General features: G+C 40.6%; 23 protein-coding genes. 22 read left to right on the top strand and 1 reads right to left on the bottom strand.

The window, feature by feature from the left end; genetic code table 11:
- The first annotated feature begins 280 nt into the window (after positions 1 to 280).
- Together BN3282_RS04705 and BN3282_RS04700 are read left to right on the top strand one after the other, a co-directional pair.
- Positions 281 to 724, top strand: a complete 444-nt coding sequence (locus BN3282_RS04705; protein WP_059067033.1) for a sigma factor-like helix-turn-helix DNA-binding protein — start codon at positions 281 to 283, stop codon at positions 722 to 724.
- Positions 724 to 912 carry a helix-turn-helix domain-containing protein gene (locus BN3282_RS04700; protein WP_055055833.1) on the top strand — a complete coding sequence of 63 codons (189 nt, stop codon included), beginning with the start codon at positions 724 to 726 and terminating at the stop codon, positions 910 to 912. Before BN3282_RS04705 ends, BN3282_RS04700 begins: the two co-directional genes overlap by 1 nt.
- Positions 913 to 984: 72 nt before the next feature.
- Here the strand turns inward: BN3282_RS04700 and BN3282_RS04695 are convergent, their stop codons facing one another.
- Entirely contained in the window at positions 985 to 1,179 is a 195-nt protein-coding gene (locus BN3282_RS04695) for a hypothetical protein (RefSeq protein WP_059067031.1), read from the bottom strand.
- Between the two features lie 122 nt (positions 1,180 to 1,301).
- Here BN3282_RS04695 and BN3282_RS04690 point away from each other — a divergent pair, with 122 nt between their 5' ends.
- The 20 genes from BN3282_RS04690 to BN3282_RS04595 all read left to right on the top strand — a co-directional run bounded on the left by BN3282_RS04690 (position 1,302) and on the right by BN3282_RS04595 (position 20,722).
- Positions 1,302 to 1,943 carry a helix-turn-helix domain-containing protein gene (locus tag BN3282_RS04690; protein WP_059067029.1) on the top strand — a complete coding sequence of 214 codons (642 nt, stop codon included), beginning with the start codon at positions 1,302 to 1,304 and terminating at the stop codon, positions 1,941 to 1,943.
- A gap of 79 nt (positions 1,944 to 2,022) precedes the next feature.
- Positions 2,023 to 2,706, top strand: coding sequence for a response regulator transcription factor (locus BN3282_RS04685; RefSeq protein ID WP_059067028.1), 684 nt, complete (start codon positions 2,023 to 2,025; stop codon positions 2,704 to 2,706).
- A 59-nt stretch (positions 2,707 to 2,765) separates the two neighbouring features.
- A complete protein-coding gene (locus BN3282_RS04680) occupies positions 2,766 to 3,740 on the top strand; it encodes a sensor histidine kinase (protein WP_059070280.1) in 975 nt (324 codons plus the stop codon).
- 132 nt (positions 3,741 to 3,872) lie between these two features.
- Positions 3,873 to 4,538 (top strand): ABC transporter ATP-binding protein, encoded by a 666-nt coding sequence (locus BN3282_RS04675; protein WP_059067025.1) that lies wholly within the window; start codon positions 3,873 to 3,875, stop codon positions 4,536 to 4,538.
- Positions 4,539 to 4,550: 12 nt separating this feature from the next.
- Positions 4,551 to 7,199: an ABC transporter permease gene (locus BN3282_RS04670; protein ID WP_059067023.1), complete on the top strand. Its 2,649-nt coding sequence runs from the start codon at positions 4,551 to 4,553 to the stop codon at positions 7,197 to 7,199.
- Between the two features lie 52 nt (positions 7,200 to 7,251).
- Positions 7,252 to 7,938, top strand: a complete 687-nt coding sequence (locus tag BN3282_RS04665) for an ABC transporter ATP-binding protein (protein WP_059067021.1) — start codon at positions 7,252 to 7,254, stop codon at positions 7,936 to 7,938.
- Positions 7,928 to 10,489, top strand: coding sequence for an ABC transporter permease (locus BN3282_RS04660; RefSeq protein ID WP_059067019.1), 2,562 nt, complete (start codon positions 7,928 to 7,930; stop codon positions 10,487 to 10,489). Before BN3282_RS04665 ends, BN3282_RS04660 begins: the two co-directional genes overlap by 11 nt.
- A 27-nt stretch (positions 10,490 to 10,516) precedes the next feature.
- Positions 10,517 to 13,147, top strand: coding sequence for an ABC transporter permease (locus BN3282_RS04655; protein ID WP_059067017.1), 2,631 nt, complete (start codon positions 10,517 to 10,519; stop codon positions 13,145 to 13,147).
- 187 nt (positions 13,148 to 13,334) lie between these two features.
- Positions 13,335 to 13,595: a winged helix-turn-helix domain-containing protein gene (locus tag BN3282_RS04650; RefSeq protein WP_059067015.1), complete on the top strand. Its 261-nt coding sequence runs from the start codon at positions 13,335 to 13,337 to the stop codon at positions 13,593 to 13,595.
- Between the two features lie 203 nt (positions 13,596 to 13,798).
- Complete coding sequence (locus tag BN3282_RS04645) at positions 13,799 to 14,473, top strand: response regulator transcription factor (protein ID WP_059067013.1); 675 nt, start codon at positions 13,799 to 13,801, stop codon at positions 14,471 to 14,473.
- Positions 14,461 to 15,639 carry a sensor histidine kinase gene (locus BN3282_RS04640; RefSeq protein WP_059067010.1) on the top strand — a complete coding sequence of 393 codons (1,179 nt, stop codon included), beginning with the start codon at positions 14,461 to 14,463 and terminating at the stop codon, positions 15,637 to 15,639. The genes BN3282_RS04645 and BN3282_RS04640 overlap by 13 nt, the downstream gene beginning before the upstream one ends.
- Before the next feature lie 89 nt (positions 15,640 to 15,728).
- Entirely contained in the window at positions 15,729 to 16,604 is an 876-nt protein-coding gene (locus BN3282_RS04635; protein ID WP_059067008.1) for an ABC transporter ATP-binding protein, read from the top strand.
- Positions 16,601 to 17,674, top strand: coding sequence for an ABC transporter permease (locus BN3282_RS04630; RefSeq protein ID WP_059067006.1), 1,074 nt, complete (start codon positions 16,601 to 16,603; stop codon positions 17,672 to 17,674). The genes BN3282_RS04635 and BN3282_RS04630 overlap by 4 nt, the downstream gene beginning before the upstream one ends.
- Before the next feature lie 6 nt (positions 17,675 to 17,680).
- The gene (locus tag BN3282_RS14595) at positions 17,681 to 18,142 is read left to right on the top strand and encodes a winged helix-turn-helix domain-containing protein (protein ID WP_205408524.1); all 462 of its coding nucleotides are present in this window, start codon (positions 17,681 to 17,683) and stop codon (positions 18,140 to 18,142) included.
- Between the two features lie 213 nt (positions 18,143 to 18,355).
- Complete coding sequence (locus tag BN3282_RS04620; RefSeq protein ID WP_055158072.1) at positions 18,356 to 19,015, top strand: recombinase family protein; 660 nt, start codon at positions 18,356 to 18,358, stop codon at positions 19,013 to 19,015.
- A gap of 45 nt (positions 19,016 to 19,060) precedes the next feature.
- The gene (locus BN3282_RS04615; protein ID WP_055158070.1) at positions 19,061 to 19,282 is read left to right on the top strand and encodes a DUF5348 domain-containing protein; all 222 of its coding nucleotides are present in this window, start codon (positions 19,061 to 19,063) and stop codon (positions 19,280 to 19,282) included.
- 9 nt (positions 19,283 to 19,291) lie between these two features.
- The gene (locus tag BN3282_RS04610) at positions 19,292 to 19,603 is read left to right on the top strand and encodes a hypothetical protein (RefSeq protein WP_059067004.1); all 312 of its coding nucleotides are present in this window, start codon (positions 19,292 to 19,294) and stop codon (positions 19,601 to 19,603) included.
- A gap of 2 nt (positions 19,604 to 19,605) precedes the next feature.
- Positions 19,606 to 20,064: a hypothetical protein gene (locus tag BN3282_RS04605; RefSeq protein ID WP_059067002.1), complete on the top strand. Its 459-nt coding sequence runs from the start codon at positions 19,606 to 19,608 to the stop codon at positions 20,062 to 20,064.
- A 99-nt stretch (positions 20,065 to 20,163) separates the two neighbouring features.
- A complete protein-coding gene (locus BN3282_RS04600; RefSeq protein ID WP_055158065.1) occupies positions 20,164 to 20,427 on the top strand; it encodes a type II toxin-antitoxin system prevent-host-death family antitoxin in 264 nt (87 codons plus the stop codon).
- A complete protein-coding gene (locus BN3282_RS04595; RefSeq protein WP_118977225.1) occupies positions 20,420 to 20,722 on the top strand; it encodes a type II toxin-antitoxin system RelE/ParE family toxin in 303 nt (100 codons plus the stop codon). The genes BN3282_RS04600 and BN3282_RS04595 overlap by 8 nt, the downstream gene beginning before the upstream one ends.
- The last annotated feature ends 31 nt before the right edge of the window (positions 20,723 to 20,753 follow it).

The following is a 20,753-nucleotide window of genomic DNA, read 5'->3' as shown; positions in this document are numbered from 1 at the left end:
CTTGTGAAACAAAAGAAAAGATATGGAAATACAGGTAGTTCATTAAAAAAAGTTCTTGTCAGAGAGAAGAATATCAGGATATTCTATACGCAGAATATGCGTTAAAGAAAAAGAACGATCTGCATTATCCCACATGGACGATATATTTGGTCGGACCGGCAATTCGCTGGCTCGGCCTTTTGTTTTGTCGAAAAATGTTGAATTGCGTCATTGCAGGCTGCAGATCCCCGCCCCTGAAATTTGGAAACTATGAAAATTTTCAAATTTCGGAGGTAAGAAGATGAACGAAGAACATACCTATAAAGGTTCCAAAACAAAAAACTATTTTTCCGCATATCTGTTGGCATCTGTACAGGGACGGAGAAAACGGTATCTGGAAATACAGCAGAAGATTCGGTTTGCAGAAAATAATTCAGACGAACAGGAATATACGGAGGCAGATCTTTCCATGGAGGAACATCTGGAACGAAAGAAACGGGAAGAGTTGCTGTTAAATGAAGCGCAAGGAATTTATCCAGAGTGGAACGAAATGGAAGACAAGCGGTTGATACAGGCAATGCACCTTTTGAATGAGAAAGAACGTGAAGTGATGTATCAGCGTGTATTCGAGGAGCGAAACTTCAAGGAAATAGGCGAATTGAACCAGATGACGGAAGATCAATGCAAATGGATGTATTATGGTGCAATCCGAAAAATCAGAAGAAAGATGGGAGGAGAAAAGTAATGGAATTTAGGGAGCTTTTATACCGGGCGAGACTGGGAGATCAAGAATCTATTATGGAAATCTTTGAAATGTACCGCCCACTTCTTGTCAGAAATGCATTGGTAGACGGTTTCTTTGATGAAGATCTGTACCAGGAATTGATTGTAGAATTTTTAAGATGTATCCGGTTTTTCCGGGATGTTGAATAAGTGAATAACTGAAGGATGGGGCGTGGTAGTATTGTGACCACGCCCTTTATCCTAAAAGGGTGAAACGAAAAGTCAGACAGATACAGCGGCAGACGGAGCTGGTGAGAAATTCAAAGTTCCAATCTGCGCAGAGTATCTGCTTTTCGTACCTGTATAAAAACAGAAACATAGTCCTGCAATGCTGACTAAAGCAATACCAAATGCAGTGGTTCCATTAATGTTAATATTCAGTTTCACATCCAAAGTTTTTCTCAGTTCATTATCCATATTCGGACCTCCTAGTTTTTTGAAAATATTTATGAGAGCTTCTTGGTTTGCATTATAAGCCATGTGGGTGTAAAATACCATTACCAAAAACGGTCAAAAATGTCCGTATTAGGAGGCGGAAAATGGCAAATAAGAAATCTAAGAAAGAACCATTTCAGTGGGAACGGTTTCTTGCAGCTAAAAAAAGAGCTAAAATCAGTATTACGAAATTAGGATCAGAAGAAGATGGCATCGGATGGTCTGAAAAAACAATCCGGCGTGCAAAGGCGGATGGAGAAATAAATCCGGAAATATTAGAAGCGCTGGCAAAACGACTGGACATAGATCCCGACTACTTGCGGGGAAAGTATGATCATTTTTATGATCTTATAGCTGACGGTTTTGACGAGAAACAGCGGGAAATTTATTTAAAGGAAATGCTGGATCCTGGATACTATCCATATTATAGGGGGAAGAATCAGATAAAACTGTATGAAGGTTATATGGATGGAATTCTAATGCTCCATGGCATTTCTAGTCGCCAGTATGATGAATTATCACCGGAAAAGAGGAAGGCATTTCAAATAGATATAGAGAGGGCAGTTGGAGCTGTCATAGAAAAATATTTTGAATGTGATGGTCGGGGACAGCGTGGGATTCCAGATTTGTATTCTTTAATGGCACAAATAGAGTGCTATGAGCCTGAACAACCGGAAGAACCAAATGATAGGACATTCTTTGGTTATAAAGATAGATTTAGTGAAAGAGAATACAATGATAAATAAAATCGAGAGAAAAAGTTTTATTTCGTGAGGTTTCTGTGACATTTGGGTGATACTCTAAAAAGAAAAAGGATGTGATACGATGCATATTTTAGTAGTCGAAGATGACCACTTATTAAATAATACGTTATGCTACAACTTAAACGCCACCGGTTACAAGGTGGATTCTGCGCTTTGTAAGAAGGAGGCAGAACATTATATTGAGAAACAGAAATATGAATTGATCGTACTGGATGTGAACCTGCCGGACGGGAATGGATTTGATTTCTGCAAGGAGGCAAAGGAACGCTGTCCGGAAACTGCGGTGATTTTTCTGACCGCAAACGATATGGAAAGCGATATGTTAAAGGGCTATGAACTGGGAGCCGATGATTATGTAACGAAACCATTTCCCATGAGTGTGTTTCAGAAGAAGCTGGCGGCATTACTAAGCCGCATTGCAAAGCAGTCGGAAGAAGATCAATATAAGGACGGAACACTGTTTATAGATTTTAAAGAAATGACCGCTTCGCTGGCGGGGAACGCATTGGTGTTTACTCCGCTGGAATACCGTCTGCTTAAAATCTTTACGAAGAATCCACAAAATGTTTTAACCCGGCAGATGCTTTTGGAAAGGCTATGGGATATTGACGAGAACTTTGTGGATGAGCATGCGCTGACGGTAGCAGTCAGCAGAGTGAGAAACAAGATTGAGACCAACGGACAGCAGTATATCAAAACCGTTTATGGCATGGGATATATGTGGGTGGGAGGTGTGCAGAAGTGAGACGAAAAACGTATCTTTCCATCAATCATATCTGCCTCTTCTTAGGACTGGTGTTAGGGATGACAGCCATGGGGAGCAGCATATTGGTACTATGGATCACCCGAAATGTAACGGCTGCCTTGTGTGTGCTGGGTTTTGGCGCGTTTGCCTTTGGATGCGGCGTGTTCTTTGTATGGAGTATCCGGAAAAAGTTGGTCTTGTTTTCGGATCAGCTTTGCGAACTGCTGGACGGGATGATGTCTGGGAAAGAGGAACTGCAGGAAGAAAGACAGCAGGAAGAAGGGCTGTTTTATAAAATTCATTATCGTCTGAAGCGATTATATGAAGTCATGCAGGAGAACCGGAATCATATCGCAAAAGAACGGGAAGATTTGCAAGAGCTGATTTCCGATATTTCCCATCAGGTAAAGACGCCCATTGCTAATCTGAAAATGATCAACAATACGCTGTTGGAGCAGGAAGTTCCTGCACAGAAACAGCAGGAATTTTTAACAGCGCAGAGCAGCCAGTTGGATAAATTGGATTTTCTGATGCAGGCAATGATCAAAACCTCCCGGTTGGAAACGGGTGTGATTTCTCTGGAACAGAAAGAACAGTCGATCTACGAGACATTGGCGGCAGCGTTAGGAGGCATTTTCTTAAATGCAGAGAAAAAGAGGATTGACGTGCAGGTGGACTGCCCGGAGCGCCTGCTGGTTTCCCATGACCGGAAGTGGACGACAGAAGCCTTATTTAACATTTTAGACAATGCGGTAAAGTACACACCGGCGGGGGGAAACATCCGGGTATCGGTGGAATGCTGGGAAATGTATGTAAAGATCGACATTACAGATAATGGAATTGGAATTTCCGAGGAACATCAGGGAACGATCTTCAAACGGTTTTACCGGGAAGATACGGTACATGATGCGGAGGGAATCGGGATCGGATTGTATCTTGCCCGGGAGATTATTTCCCTTCAGGGCGGGTATATTGTGGTGGCTTCCGAGCCGGGAAAAGGTTCTACGTTTTCCGTGCGTCTCCTGAGAAAATAGAAGAGAAAGTTGAAATGTCACAAGATTGTGACATTTCAGCCCCAAAAACACCGAAATTTCTTTGTTTTCGTGACATTTCTGTGAGGTTTGGTTGTTATGATAAGGGTAACAAAAAGAAAGGACGGTGTTCATATGAATATCTTAGAAACGATGGAACTGAAAAAATATTATGGGGCAGAGCCGAATATTACAAAAGCATTGGACGGAGTGAATCTTTCCGTAGAAAAGGGAGAATTTGTTGCCATTGTTGGAACATCAGGCAGCGGTAAGTCAACTTTATTAAATATGATCGGTGGTCTGGATGTTCCGACTTCCGGGAAAGTTTTTGTGGATGGAACAGAGTTATCAAAACTCAATGAGGAACAGCTGACCATTTTCCGAAGAAGAAAAATTGGATTCGTTTTCCAGAACTACAATCTGGTGCCGGTTTTGAACGTGTACGAAAATATCGCGCTTCCGGTAGAACTGGACGGAGGAAAGGTAGATAAAAACTTTTTAGAGGAAGTTGTGGGATTTTTGGGACTGAAAGAGAAACTGAACAGTATGCCAAATAATTTATCCGGCGGTCAGCAGCAGAGAGTGGCGATCGCCCGTGCACTCATTGCCCGCCCGACGATCGTGTTGGCTGATGAACCCACCGGTAACCTGGATAGCAAGACCAGTATGGACGTATTAGGTCTGATGAAAACAAGCAGCTACAAATTTAAACAAACCCTTGTAATGATTACCCATAATGACGAGATTGCCCAGCTTGCTGACCGGATTATCCATATTGAAGATGGTAAAATCGTACAGTAAGGGGGCGGGGCTATGAGTGATGTTCTATTTGGAAACAACAATAAAGCAGTAATTAAAAAGGTAGCAAACCGTAGCTTTCACAGCAATAAGAAGCGGAATATCCTTGCAGTCATCGCTATTGCACTGACTACATTTCTTCTGACCGCGGTGCTGACCATTGGGTTTGGTGCAAAAAATACGATGCAGTATAGTGAGGCGAGATTATTAGGTAGTCAGGCAGATGCTTTGGTGCAGGGAATGACAAAAGAACAGGCGGAGCAGTTAAAAGAAAACGCTATGTTTGAAAAAGCAGGAATTCAGATCGGAATTGCATTTTTGGAGAATACAAAGCAGCTAAATGTGGAACTGGATTATGCAGATGAGACATTGATGGAAGTCTGTTTTATGACACCGAGTATTGGAACCATACCTAAGGCTGAGAATGAGGTACTGGTATCTGCAAATGTGCTGGAAGATCTGGGAATTCCGAAAAAGGCAGGGGAGACGATTCCGGTTGAGCTAAAAGTAGATGGAGAAATCGAACATTTTGACATGAAAGTGTCCGGTATCTATGAACCGGTAAAAAATGATGTGGGATATGTTATGGTGTCTCAGGCATTTTTAGAAGAACAGGAAGAAATGGTTTCGTCTCTTCGGAAAGACAGAGAAAATAGAAACTACTATAATGCCCAAGTGATTTTGAAAGATCCGGCAATGGCAGAAGAGCGAATTGGAGAATTTATTCGCAGTATCGGAGGAAATCCGGATGATCCGGAAGCGGAAAACTATATCAGAATTGCACCGACACCAGTTGCTGCACAGAGCGATGGGAATCTGGTCGTATGGCTGGCAGCAGGTGTATTTGGCATTCTGTTTATGTTTTGCGGTTATCTTCTGATCTACAACGTATTTGATATGAGTGTGACAAATGATGTGAGACAATACGGACTGCTCCGAACCATTGGAATGACACCAAAGCAGGTAAAAAGTCTTGTGCGAAAACAGGCAATGTATTTGTTCCTGAGTGGTACGCCGATCGGAGTGATCCTGGGAATCTTACTTGGAAAAGGAATACTCCCGGTAGTGCTCAAAGCGTTTGTGGTTGATTTTGGGGGAAAGAACGTGGTCGTCGGTTCTCTGCCATATTTGCCGATTATTATCGGTTCTGTTCTGTTTTCTGCACTGACCGTATGGATCAGCACAATGAAATCGGCAAAGAAGGCATCGCGTGTTTCTCCGATTGAAGCTGTCCGATATGTAGAACAAGGAGCAGGAAAGATCAAAGAACGCAAACATATAAAAGGGGCGTTGCTTCCGCGTATGGCGAAGGCGAACGTGCAGAGAAATAAGGGACGGATGATTTTGGTCATTGTTTCTCTGATGCTGAGTATTCTTCTGTTAAATTCTGTAGTTATCTTTACGGGAAGTTTTGATGAAGAGGTGTATGTGGAACGTCAGATGAGAAGTGATTTTGCAGTCTATACAGCAGAGGCAGGATTGATGCAGAAAGGGTTTACCGGACATAGCGCTGCATTGCCAGAAGATGTAGCAGAAACAGTTACACAGCGTTCAGGTGTCAAAAATATGACAAAAATGTACCGGAATACCTATGAGGATAATCACATTTCTTGTGATTGGGGTGTGACATATGGGAAAATAGATAATACGTATCGAAACAGTATTCCAGAAAGCATGGATGTAGGATGGACTGATGATGGTAGTCATGCAGCCTTGAGTCAAGATGGTAGACCACTGGGAAATATATATGGAATTTCCGAGAATCTGATTGATAAGTTAGATATTCTAGAGGGAGAGAAAGATAAATCCATCTTGAAAGAAAAGATTCAAAACGAAAAAGGAATTATTTTAATGGCCGGATATAATGACAATGGAGAATTTACTGAACTTTCGAAAACGAAATATGAAAATATTCAAGTGGGAGATGAAATTCAGTTTTATGAAAATGGTGTTCCGACAGAAACATTTACGGTACTTGCTAAGGCGGTTACAGAAGATATGGAAGCAGGTGGCTTATCTGGATCAGGAGATAATATAATTTCAGATATTGGCGGACCTATTATGTACATGTCTGAGGAGCATTTCAAAGAGATTTATGAAAATCCGTCGCTCTATTGTGTTCTGTTTGATACGGCAAAAGAGTATGAACAGGAGATGGAAGACTATTTATCAGAGTACACAACCCAGAAAAACATGGATGTTCTCTATCAGTCAGTAGATAAACTGGGTGCTACTGTTCAGGCAACGAAAAATGCAGTTCTTTTGATTGGTGGTCTGATCGGAGGAATCTTTGCATTGGTTGGTATTATCAATCTGATGAATCTGATTATGACGAGCATTGTGACAAGGCGGCATGAGTTTGCGTCTATGCAGAGTATCGGAATGACAACAAAGCAGCTTCGTAGAATGGTGATGACAGAAAGTCTTTCCTATGTGCTGCGGGCAGGTGTAATTGGAACTGTGGTTGCAGTGATTCTGGGAGTAACAGCGGTGAAACTTTTAGTAGAAAATGGTCCGATTTGGTATATGACTTTCCATCTGACCATCCTTCCGGCAATTTTGTTATCTGTTATTTATATCGTGCTGGCGCTTATCATTCCGATGGTTGCGCTTCGATTCCTGAACCGACAGAGTATTGTGGAGCGTTTGAGAACTGGAGAATAACCTACAGCAGCAATATAACAAATGAGAAATACAAAATGGGAGGTCTTTCGATATGGCAATACTTGAGACAAAAGAGTTACGAAAGATATATGGCAGTGGAGAAAACGAAGTGCGCGCACTGGATGGGGTATCGATTTCCGTAGAAGAGGGCGAATTTGTTGCAGTAGTCGGTACATCGGGCAGCGGCAAATCTACACTGCTCAACATGATTGGCGGTTTAGACCGCCCTACTTCGGGAAGTGTTACAATCCGGGGAAAAGAACTTCTGAACATGAAAGATGAGGAACTGACGATTTTCAGACGAAGGAATATCGGTTTTGTCTTTCAGAACTATAACCTGCTTCCTGTCCTCAATGTGTATGAGAATATTGTATATCCCATTGAGATTGACGGTGGCAGGACAGACACAGACTTTGTGAAAGAGATTATCCATGAGCTTGGGTTGCAGAAGAAACTGAGAAATATGCCAAATAATCTGTCCGGCGGTCAGCAACAGAGAGTTGCGATCGCCCGGGCTCTGGCAACAAAGCCTGCGATTATTTTGGCTGACGAACCTACGGGCAACTTGGACTATAAAACAAGCATGGATGTGATTCTGCTGATGCAGTCACTCAGTCATGAGTTCGACCAGACGATTCTGATGATTACTCATAATGAGGAGATTGCCAGGATGGCAGACCGTATCATTCGCATTGAAGATGGTAAAGTCGTTTCGGGAGGTGTGAGGTATGCACGCTAACCGGAATGAAAAAGCAGTAAAGCGTGTGGAAAGAGGAATGATGAAAGCAAATCGCATTCGGAACTTGTTTGCGGTATTTGCCATCATCCTCACCACATTTATGATTACCACCGTATTCAGCTTGGGTATTAACTATGGGGAGAACATGAAGTTAATGCAGGTCCGCACCGCAGGAACAACCGCAGATGTGTCCCTTGCGATGCCGACGAAAGCGCAGGAACAGCAGATTCAGGACTTGGAATACGTCAAAACGGTGGGAACACAGTACATGGTCGGCTCTGTTGCAGAGAAGAATGGCGAGGGACGGGAACTTTCCATCGCGCTTCAATATTACGACAAGACGGAATGGGAAGAACATTATCAAGAAGCAATTAAAGATTTGGAAGGGAAATATCCTTCCGAGGAAAATGAAATCATGCTGTCAGAGGATGCCCTTTCACAGTTAGGAATTACAGAACCGAAGTTGAATATGGAAGTTTCTCTGTCCTACTACGATAAAAACGGTCAGCAGGAGAGAACATTCACCTTGAGTGGATGGTTTCATTCCTACACAGGCACAGGAATGGGATTTGTTTCCCAGGCGTACTGCAAAAATGCAGGCTATACAATGGCAGAGGATGGTGCCCTTTCTTTATCGCTGAAGAAAATGCCAGATGATTTTATGCGCATTCAAAGAGATGTGGAGTTAAATGAAAATCAATCTTTTAGCGGTGCGGTTTCGATGAAATCATCAAGCGGTTCTGTTATTGCAATGGTCATTCTATTGGTATTCTTTATCATCGGCAGTGGCTACCTGCTCATTTATAATGTCCTGTATATCTCTATTTCAAAGGATACCTGTTTTTATGGCTTGATGAAAACGATGGGGACAACGCAGGCGCAGATCAAATCGCTGGTGAAAAGTCAGGCAGTGAAGTTTGCCTGCATCGGGATTCCTATTGGTATTTTGTTAGCGACTGTTGTTTCCTTTGGAATTGTTCCCTTTGTTTTGAAGCAGGGATTTGAGGAAGGAAAGTCGGTGATGGATGCAGAGGTGTTCTTTCACCCGATGATCTATATTCTGTCCATCCTCTTTTCAGCAATAACAGTTTGGATTGCCTGCAATGCACCGGCAAAAGCGGCTGCGAAAATTTCACCAGTAGAGGCGCTGAAGTTTCAGAACTTTGCACCAAAGAAAATGAAAAGCAGAAATTCCACTAATGGTGGCAAGCTGCATGTAATGGCATTTCATAATGTCTTCCGGGATAAGAAACGTGCAATCCTTGTATTTATGTCCTTGTTTATGGGGATCACCATGATTTTAGGTGTAAATGGAGTCATAAGAAGTATGAATGCCGAAAATTTTATTAAAGCAACTCTGGATTATCATTTTGAATACAGCGATATTCAGTTTGAGCAGCCGGAACAGCTTAACAAAGAAGTACCACAGTTTGATGAACACTTTGTGGAGCAGATTAAGCAGATTGACGGAATTAAGAACGTAGATATTTGTAAGACAGTCTGGGCGGGCATTGATTTTGATGAGGCGGCATTGGCAGATTTTATGAAAATCAAATATGAGGACAGCGGTTATAAATCACAGGGAAAATCCTATGAGCAAATGCTGACAGCGTTAAGAGGATATGCAGATGCCGGTGAGTATGGTTGTTACATTACGACGCTTAATAATGAGGAAGCTTTGGAAGAATACAATGCAAATCACCCGGATAAGCCGATTGACATAGAAGCGTTTAAACGAGGTGAAACAGCAATTTCGGGAACGGATAACGATTATTATACGCCGAATGCAGCCTTAGTCGGAAACACGCTGACGTTGGCTGCCGACAGTACAGATGGAAAGGCAACTGATTTTCTCATTGACGGAGCATTCCGATATGATGACTATGAGGATAGGCTTACCGAAGGAATTGGTAGACGTAAGAATATTGAGATTGTACCGAATATTATCTTTGTTAGCGAAGCAGGTATGGAACGCCTGACAAAAGAACCAATCATTTCAGCAATCGGCGTTGACATTAAGGATTTAAACGATTTAGAGCGAATTGACAGTGAATTACAGGCAATCAACAGTACCTTAACCACATCAGAATGGCAGCTTCTATCTGCTGTGAATCAGAAAGAACTATTTAATCAGACGTTCTATTCGATGAACCTATTGGGAAATGGTGCGGCAGTCCTGCTCATTGTCATCGGCTTGGTGAATTTCGTCAATGTGATGCTGACAGGTGTAGTGGCAAGGAAAAATGAATTTGCCATTATGGAAAGTATCGGTACCACGAAAAAGCAGATCAAGAAGATACTGACCTTAGAAGGCGGTATTTACGCGCTGATTTCTACTCTGCTGATTATGACCTTTGGGAATGCGTTTCTGCTGCTGGTGGCGGATGCTGTTCCCCATCTGGCAAATTATGCAGTATTTGAATACCCGGTTGCTCTTGTGATCGGCTTGATCACAGCAATCTTTGTAATCTGTCTGAGCGTTCCGGCGATTGTCTATAAGGCAATTTCAGATGAAACGGTGATTGAACGACTGCGTAATTTTGAGAATTAAAGGAGTTGAAAGAACAGGAGGGATCACTTGAATGATATATTATTTGGCAATAACAATACGGAAGTAATCAAGCGGTTATCCAAGCGGTATTTTAAGAAAAACAGAATCCGGAATCTTGCGGCGATACTGGCGATCATGTTGACTGCGTTTCTATTTACTTCCATTACTTCGCTGGTATTTAGCATGTCCTCCTCCGTTCAGCTTTCCATGCAGATGCAGAAGGGAAGCAAGGCGGACGGGGACATCCGGTATCTGACAGAAGAACAGTATGAAGAGTTACAAAATAGTGATTTTATCAAGGAGGCAGGATGCAGGCGGTTTGTTGGCTTTGCATCCAACGCTTCCGGACATATGGTTGAGATAAACTATGCAGATCCGGTACAACAGGAACTGACCTTCTGTACGCCCACACATGGAAAGGCTCCAAAGGCGGCAAATGAGATTGCTACAACAGATCAGGCGCTGGAGGCGTTGGGAGTAGAGGCAAAGGTGGGAGAAACCGTTCCGGTGGAATTTACCTTACGTGGAGAAACCTATCAGTATGAAATGGTTGTTTCCGGCTGGTGGGAAGCTGCCAATGATACGGGAAGTTTGTTGATTGTTTCCGAGCAGTTTGTGAAAGACAATCCGGAAATATTTGTAAATACTTATGCAGAGGACCGGGAGATTGCAGGAACGTATATGGCAGATGTGCTACTGAAGGATCAGCGGCAAATACAAAAGCAGTTACAGGAATTTGCACGTTCCGTGGGCGGAGAACCGAAACAGATGAATGCAGACAATTATATTGCCTGTTCACAAAATCAGGTAGGAAATGCCATGCTTCAGCCGGGCATGATGCTGTCAGCAGTTGTATTTGTACTGTTGTTTGTCGTGAGTGGGTATCTGTTGATTTATAATATTTTCGATATTTCCGTGATGCAGGACGTAAGACAATACGGTCTGCTCCGAACCATCGGAACATCCACAAGGCAGATCAAAAAGATTGTGAACCGGCAGGCACTCTGGCTGACGCTGATCGGTCTTCCGCTGGGATTACTCTTTGGATTTCTGGTAAGCAGGATGCTTCTTCCGGTTGTGATGAGGTTTTTCCAGGCAAATGCTTTGAATGCCATGAAAGTGTCCGTGTCGCCCCTTATCTTTCTGATTGCGGCAGTGTTTACGATTTTTACCGTAATGATCAGTACACGGAAACCAGCAAGAAAGGCGGCGCGGATATCCCCTCTGGAAGCCATCCGTTATACCGGGCAGGAAAAGAAGAAAACGAAAGAGACAAAACGGACACATGGAACAAAGCTGTCCTATATGGCATTTTCCAATCTTGGCAGGAACAAACGGAGATCCGTTTTTATTGTCCTATCCATGCTGTTGTGCATTGTTTTATTTAATTCGATTATTGTGATCACACAGAGTATGGATGAAGAAAAATGGATTTCCCGTTCTACGAAAACAGACTTTACCGTTTACAATTCCGTGGCAGTCAATGGAGTTTCTCCATTCCAGTATCGAGAAGACGGACTTCCGGCTTCGGCAGTAGATCTGATCAATCAGAAAAAAGGTGTGGAAGAGGAAAGAATTCTGTACCGGAATACACGGGATGATAGTGATGTGACGGTAGATTATAAGTTTGAAGATCTGGTTTGTATCGCGGAGGAGGCAGAAGAAGATTCTGTCAGCAAAGCGTATGAAAACGGATTGTCTCTGCGGGTAGTTCCGGGAACAGAAGATGGATATTTTGGAAATGTGTTTGGCGTTTCGGAAGCATTCTGGGAGGATGTCACGATTTATGAAGGTGAGAACAATCCGGATATTTTGAAAGAGAAAATGGAAACCGGAGATTATGTGATTGTCGGAACGATCATAGACCGACTGACCGGAGAGGCGGAAGAAGAGACACAGCTACAGCAACAGCTTCAGGTAGGAGATTCGATTACATTTTCCAAAGATGGAAAAGAAGAAAAGACTTGTACGATTTTAGCAAAAGCAACGGTGGTGGCAACGGAATACGAAACCTATGCAGGTGCAAATGGAGCAACCTATATTGGCGGCGATGCACCATTTCTCTATATGAGTGATACAAAGTTCAAGGAACTTTATGAAGAGCCAACGATTTTCAGTTACAGCTTTAATGCAGAAGAAGGGCAAAAAGAGAATCTGGAGGGATTTTTAGCGGACTTTACGGGACAAAATACTTCTGTTGCCTATACATCCACCAAGCTGTTACAAGAGCAGCTTGCGTCCAACCGGAATATTGTTCTGCTGGTAGGAGGTATGATCGGAGTGATTTTGGCATTTGCCGGACTGATTAACTTTACCAATATGATGGTCACCAATATCATTACCCGCCGCCATGAATTTGCAGCAATGCAGAGTATCGGCATGACGAACCGTCAGCTTCGCAGACTGATTGTGGATGAGGGCTTATATTATGCGGCAGGCGCAGACGTGATCGGCGGTCTGCTTGCAGCAATTTTAGGGATGACGGTCTTGAAAAACGTACTCAATTCTCCGTCCATGTGGTATTTTACCCTGCGGTTTACACTGGTTCCGGCATTCTTCATCGCAGTGATCTATTTGATCTTGGCGGCAATCATTCCAGTGGTGGTGTTGCATTTCTTTAATAAAGGCAGTGTGGTAGAAAGGCTGCGGACAGAATAAACAATCAGAAAGAATCAAGGCAGGTGATGCGGATGGGAAAATCGTAATTTTATCTGTTCCAGACACCAAAGAAGATATACTGAAGAAAATCCTGAAGATAGTAGAAAGTTCTGCTGACGTAGAGGAGAGGGCGTTACCTTCAGAAAAAATAGAACGTGCTGATCTTGAGATTTTACTTCCAGAAAAGATGGTTTATCGGAATGGAAAAGAAATGCAGCTCAATAGACATGAATTTGATACTTTAGTTTATCTTGCCAGACATCCAGGTTGGGTACGATCCAAAGAACAAATCTATGATGCGGTTTGGACAGAAGAAGTCGTGGACTATGAGAATGCAGTCATGTGGTGCATCAGCCAGCTTAGGAAGAAGCTGGGGAATAACCCGAAAGGAAGTCCTTATATCAAAACCATTTGGGGTGTAGGCTATAAATTTAATTCTGGGATTTAAAAGGAAAGCGGTACTGGTTGAAAAAATCAGTGCTGCTTTTGCTAATAAGGAAGAACTAGGTGCTTGCTAGTACTCTTGTGTTCACTCTATACAAACATAGCATATAACAAGGATGAGAATAAGTTAGTTGAGGAGTAAAAAAACAGAAAAGTAGATAAATAATTGAAAAATGGATGTTATGATATAGTAGGAGGTGTATAAAATTGAATGCCAAAATATTGATAGTTGATGATGAAAAAGATATTGTTTTAATGCTTAGTAGTTTTTTTGAAAGTAAAGGTTTCTGTGTTCTATCTGCTACAAATGGTGCTGAAACATTAAAACAAGTAGAAAAACAGCCTAACATTATTTTACTGGATATAAATATGCCGGGAATGGATGGGTTGGAAGTCTGTCAGCGTATCAGAAACTATGTAACTTGTCCTATTCTTTTTCTAACAGCACGAATTGAAGAAGCTGATAAAGTAAAAGGATTTTCTATAGGTGGAGATGACTATATTGTAAAACCATTTTCACTTGCGGAACTCGAAGCAAGGGTATGTGCTCATCTACGTCGGGAAAAGAGACATAGTTTTGAAACGCAAATTAAGTTTGTTGGAGAACTGACGATTGATTATTCGGAGCGTTGTTTGTTTTTTGATAACAGGCGTGTGGGACTTGCAAAAAAAGAATTTGATATTGTAGAGTTGCTTTCTCAAAATCCGGGACAAGTATTTGAGAAAGAACGAATCTATGAACGTATTTGGGGCTATGACAGTGAAGGGGACAGTAGCGTTGTGGCTGAACACATCCGTAGAATACGGACAAAAATTGCAAAATATACAGACTGTATATATATTGAAACCGTTTGGGGGTGTGGATATAAATGGATCAAATAAATTCTCAGCGACATGATTTGTCTCTACGAAAAAGCCTTATTCTTTATATAATTGTCTTTGTTGTACTTGCACTGATTCTCTCTGTAGCGACTTTTTCTGTATGTGGTGTTGCCGCCGAAAGAATTAGATCATCTTATCCTACGTCTGGTGAAAAATATTATTTGACGAATGAGCAAGGGGAACGGTTTGGTGAGGGTACATACATCGGGACGTCTCCTGCTCTGCTGTCTGAACAAGATGAGCGTATAATCGCTATGTTAGAAACACTTCCGGTAGTTGTTGCCCCTGTATATTTTTCAGTGTGCATTATTGCCGCAGCGTTATTTTTTTATAGGAACAGACTGAAAAAACCGCTTACCGAATTACGGGAAGCGTCTGAAAAAATAGCGAACAATGATTTAAATATTTCTATTCACTATGACAGAGAAGACGAATTAGGGCAGCTATGTACATCTTTTAAAATTATGAGTACAACCTTGGAAGATAACTTTTCTAAAATGTGGAGGCAAGTCGAAGAACGAAAAGAACTCAACGCAGCCTTTGCTCATGATTTGCGTACCCCTCTTACCGTATTAAAGGGTTATAACGAAATGCTGCAAAGCAGTGACAATCCACAAACGCAGAGAATTGCTATTACAATGGGAAAGAATATCTACCGCATGGAAAATTATGTGAGTAGTATGAGTAATCTTAGACGTATGGAAGATACGTTACCAGAATACAAAATGATTCCTTTGCAGTCATTCCTATCTTCAGTGTATGAAAATTCAAAAATTGTATGCATGAAAAACGGGAAAAAATTGCTTTTAGAGAATGAGATATCTGTTTCCGAGCTATCACTCGACAGTACATTTATTTCACAGGTATGCAATAATTTAATCTCCAATGCTGTTCGATATGCTCAGACTACAATAACATTATCGTTTTCTTTGGTGGATAATGGTATGTTGCTTTCTGTATCAGATGATGGGAAAGGTTTTGAAAAAAGCAGTCTTCAGAAGGCTACAAATCCATACTTCACAGAGGAAGGCAACCGTTCTGAGCATTTTGGACTTGGACTTTATATTTGCAAGTTGCTTTGCAAACTTCATAATGGGTATTTGAAAATTGAGAATACTACAACTGGAGCAAAGGTGTCGGCATATTTCAAAACTCCTGATTTGTAGATAAAAAGTAGATATTTTCCCATTATACTCTCCATAAAACACATGGAGAGTATTTTTTCGCTCTTTATGAAGAAAGGAGTTTTTATTATATGGAACTTAAAATCCTTGGGCTAACAAAACAATATGGCTCAAAAACTGCGGTAGACCATTTGAATATTACTTTATCAAATGGGGTGTATGGCTTGCTTGGTGCAAATGGTGCGGGCAAAACTACATTTATGCGTCTGCTATGCGATATTCAGACCCCGACATCTGGGAAAATCATGCTTAATGGGAAAAATATAGCTATGCTTGGAGAACAGTATAGAAATTTATTAGGATATTTACCACAAGATTTTTGGTATTATCCAAATTTTACTGCATGGGATTTTTTATTGTACATTGCCGCATTAAAAGGTTTGAGTGAAAGACAGGCAAAGAAAAAAGCAAACGAATTGTTAGAAACAGTAGATTTGGCAAAAGAGAAGCATCACAAAATCAAGACGTTCTCTGGCGGTATGAAACAACGATTAGGGATTGCACAAGCGATGTTAAATAACCCGCATATTTTGATTTTAGATGAGCCGACAGCAGGACTTGATCCGAAAGAACGTGTGCGTTTTCGAAATTTAATCGGTGCATTTTCAAAAGACAGGATTGTTATTTTGTCTACACATATTGTTTCAGATGTTGAATATATTGCCGAAGAAATTATTATGATGAAATCTGGTCAGATTTTGCATTTTGGAAAACCACAGGAAATCACTGCAGAGATTGCCGGTCAAGTTTGGGAATGTAATATTCCTACTGCGGACGCAGAAAAGTTTGCTTCAAAATTTAATGTTAGCAATTTAAGAAATCAGGAAAATAATTCTACATTACTTCGTATTATTGCAGATCATGCACCGGTTTCAAATGCAATAAGTGTACAGCCGAATTTAGAAGATTTGTACTTGTATTATTTTAGAGGGAGGAATGATCAATGAGGAAGATGATACAATTTGAATGCCGGAAAATTTTTTCCAGACGATTATCTGTTATTGCTTTTATTGTTGTAGCCGCTTTTTCCATATTGTTGACCATGATAACTTATAAAGGAATGTATGCTTCTGACGGAACAACAGATGGAAAAGGAAGAACCGCTGTTGAAATTGATAAAAAAATTGCCGATAAATACGAAGGGAAATTGACTGATGAAAAAGTGAAACAGATATTGACAGAATTTGCTCCCAAAGTAGATTTGCATGGGATGAATGCACAATATCTTTATCTAAATGCAATTCAATCTGCAGCGGTTTCGCGGTTTGCTGATGCGAATGGAGAATGGAATGGGGCAACGGTTTCAGATGTTTTTGGCAATGCAGAGATAAAAGTTGGTTATATAAATGGATGGCTTAATACCAGTCAAAATAATGCAAAAATTTTCATAGCACTTGCCTTTGTCATCATTATTATGCTTGCTCCTGTCTTTTCGGGAGAATATAACGGTATGGATAACATTGTTTTGACCAGTAAATATGGAAAAACAAAATGTGCTACTGCAAAGGTAATTGCAGGTATTATATCGGCTACGGCTGTCACTGCAATGATTACCATATTAAATATGGCGTTGGCATTTATATTTTATGGAACAGATGGATTGGATTGTAGTATTTTATTTTCTTCTAATGATTTTGTGGAAGGATATATACCATTCAATATTTCATGCGGCACAGTGCTGAAATATCAAATACTTTTAGCTTTTGCTGGAGCTATCAGTATAGCAGGTATTACATTGTTTTTTTCTGCTGTTTGCAAAAATGAAATTATATCTTTGGTAGTTTCTGCAGCAATTTATATCGTTCCTATTATGTTACCTATTTCTGAAAATAGTCCTTTGTTTCGGTACGTTGTACTTCTCCCAATATACTGTGCACAATACATTTCAATAATGTCAATAGAGCAAATGGATAATGGGATGCTGTATGCCATTTGGGTAGTTCCCGTTGCAATTACCTTTTTATTACTTGGTAGTATTCTTTCACGTAAAATTTTTGCAAAACATCAAGTTTCATAAATAAGTTTGTTTTTAGTAAATTATTACAGAGGTGATGCGTATGGGAAAATTTTAATTGTATCTGTATCAAAGAATGAAGATTATATACTGGAGAAAATCTTGAAGGCAGTAGAAGATTTTGCTGATGTAGAAGAATGGATATTGCCTTCAGAAAAAATAGAACGTGCGGATCTGGAGATTTTACTTTCAGAGAAACTGGTTTATCGGAACGGGAGAAAAATTTATCTCAGCCGACATGAATTTGACACGTTGGTTTATCTTGCCAGGCATACAGGCTGGGTACGATCTAAAGAACAAATCTATGAGGCGGTCTGGACAGAGGAAGTGGAAAACTATGAGAATGCAGTCATGTGGTGCATTAGCCAGCTTCGGAAGAAGCTGGAACCGAATCCGGACAGACTTCAGTACATCCATACTGTAAAAGGTGTAGGTTATAAGTTTGAGTATAGGAAAAACAGAACTGAATAAAGCAGAGAAGGCAGGGCAGAAATGTTCCTGTCTTTTTTGTTGCGGTTTCATGTCAATCTCCGTACAGAAGTAGTGAAAGCTATCTCCCAAAAAGTATGCTTTTTGAGAGTAGATGCTGGAGGCTATTTTTTACTCTCAGAAAGTATATAAATGGAGTTTTGGGATATGCCAAAAGATTTGTGAACTTTTTGGGAATGTATAGGAGGAAGAGATATGGCATATTACGGGTATCACAGGACCAGTACCAAAGAACAGCATTTGGATAGGGGGATTATAGAAATTCAGAGATTCTGTGAGAGTCAGAATATAAAACTGGCAGGAATTTTCACAGATAAGCTGACAGGGAAAAACTTTGACAGACCACGATACACTGTTCTGGTTGAAGATGTTTTACGAGAAGGAGATACGCTGATTATCACAGAGCTTGACAGACTGGGTAGGAATAAGCAGGAAATTTTAAAGCAGCTGCAGATTTTAAAAGACAAGGGAGTACGGGTAATGGTATTGGAACTTCCGACTACACTGATTGATTTGTCACAGATGGACAACGCTTTAGCAAGGCTGATGATAGAGACGATCAATAATGTATTGATTGAGATTTATGCATCTTTGGCACAGGCGGAGATGGAGAAAAAAGAAAAGCGTCAAAGGGAAGGTATGGAGGCAAAAAAACTTCGAGGTGAATGGGATGAAGTGGGAAGACCGAGAGCCATAGAACCAGAAAAGTTCAACCAGGAATTTCTGCGGGTAATAGAAAAGGAGGTGACGCCAACTCAACTGCAGAGAGAACTTGGGCTTACAGCTTCTACGTTCTATCGTTACCGGAAAGATTTTTTTGAGAAATTTCCTCAGTTTGTCCAATTTCAGAAATAAATTGATAATTATTATATGAAGAGAAAAAAGATGGGAGGTAGTAATATGAGTAACAAAACAGAGGGAACTTTATTTTTTGATCCAGAAAGTGGGCGATATGATATTCGATTTGGAATGGATTCGTTTTATGGCGGATTACATTGTGGAGAATGCTTTGAGGTAAAAGTAAACAATACCTGGGTTCCGGTCAGAATTGAAATGGGAGACGACTGGTATTTGGTCGGTCTGCCTGTTGCAAAACTGTCGGGACTTACAGTACGGATGTAGGAGGCGTAAATGGAAGCAGAGAAAGAAAAAGTGTGTGAAGGAGCAGAGTATGCGTTTATAACTGATATTCGGATTACTTTGGAATGTCTGCATGAGGCATATCAGATGGAAGGGGATTTGATAAAATCTGGAAAAAATATTTATGCAACAATGATCTACCCATTCATCCGTATGATCAAGGAACAATGCAGTACAATGGAATTGTGTGAGGAGGAACTTCATAAGGAATTATGGAGAACCTATGAAACAGAAGAAGATAATGTAAAATTTGTAGATGCGGCTTGGCGTTTTTTAGAGTCACGTCAAAGAGAGGCGGTTTGAATATGTACGCTACACGAACAAAAGATACAGAACAATCAGCACGCTTGAGAGAAAATTATAAAATTGTGTTACGGAAATTATGGAAAAAGAGAGATTTGGAAACGTTATTATTTTTACGAGTCGCTTATGAAACAGGGATACGTGGGAACGATATATTAAAAATGGATATGTCGTGTATAAAGGGACGTCAGGTTATATTGGTTGAAAGCAAAAGAGGATCAGCGTATTTATATCATCAGATAAACGGAAATTATCCACAGGTGTCTCGAAAAACCCTGCGGATTATGAAAGCTCTACATAAAAAACAAGGAAACTTCTTCTGCGATTCGCGAGAACATTATATATGGAAAATAAAGAATCTTTGGGAACAACCTAAGTTTTCTTTTTATGACTTCCGTAGAAACAGGAGAGAGTTTGAATTATTGACTCTGAAAGAACAACTTCATAAATGTAAGAAATAAAAGTGAGTAGTAGCTGAGTAGCTGAGTAGTACGGTTTATTACATTGCGAAATGTACATAATTATGTTATAATAACGTACAAAGAGAGGAGCGTGGATTTATGCCAGTAATTAAACCGATTACCGAATTGAGAAATACAAATGAGATTTCAGAGTTATGTCATCAACAGCAGGAACCAATTTTTATAACAAAAAATGGATTTGGAGATTTAGTAGTGATGAGTATAGAAGCGTATGATAAACTGATGAGTGAAAAAATAATAGATAGAGCAATACATGATGCAGAGCAAGAGGTTGCCGAAGGAGCAGAACTTTTGGATGCCAAAGAAGCTCTTTCTGTTTTGAGGAGAAAACATTTTGGATAAATATACAGTTAAAATGTTCCCGCAGGCATACCGGGATTTGGACCAGATTTATGAACAGATTGCACTGAATAGTAATTATGATAGCAGTGCAATGGATATTGTAGATCAAATCGAAAAAGCCATTCTTAGTCTTGATGAACAGCCCTACCGAGGGGCAGAACGTAAACGAGGATTTTATGCCTATAAAGGTTATCGGCAGCTATTTGTTTCTGGATATATTATTGTTTATGAGATATTAGAGCCAGAGAAAATAGTAGCTGTTGTAACAGTTAAATATAGCAGAAATGAATTTTAAAGTAGCAAAGCGGCAGTAGAAACTATTTACT

It is taken from the genome of Mediterraneibacter massiliensis (assembly GCF_001487105.1).
GTDB lineage: Bacteria > Bacillota > Clostridia > Lachnospirales > Lachnospiraceae > Mediterraneibacter > Mediterraneibacter massiliensis.
The sequence above is the reverse complement of the archived record's forward strand: the minus strand, read 5'-3'. Positions and strand labels throughout refer to the sequence as shown.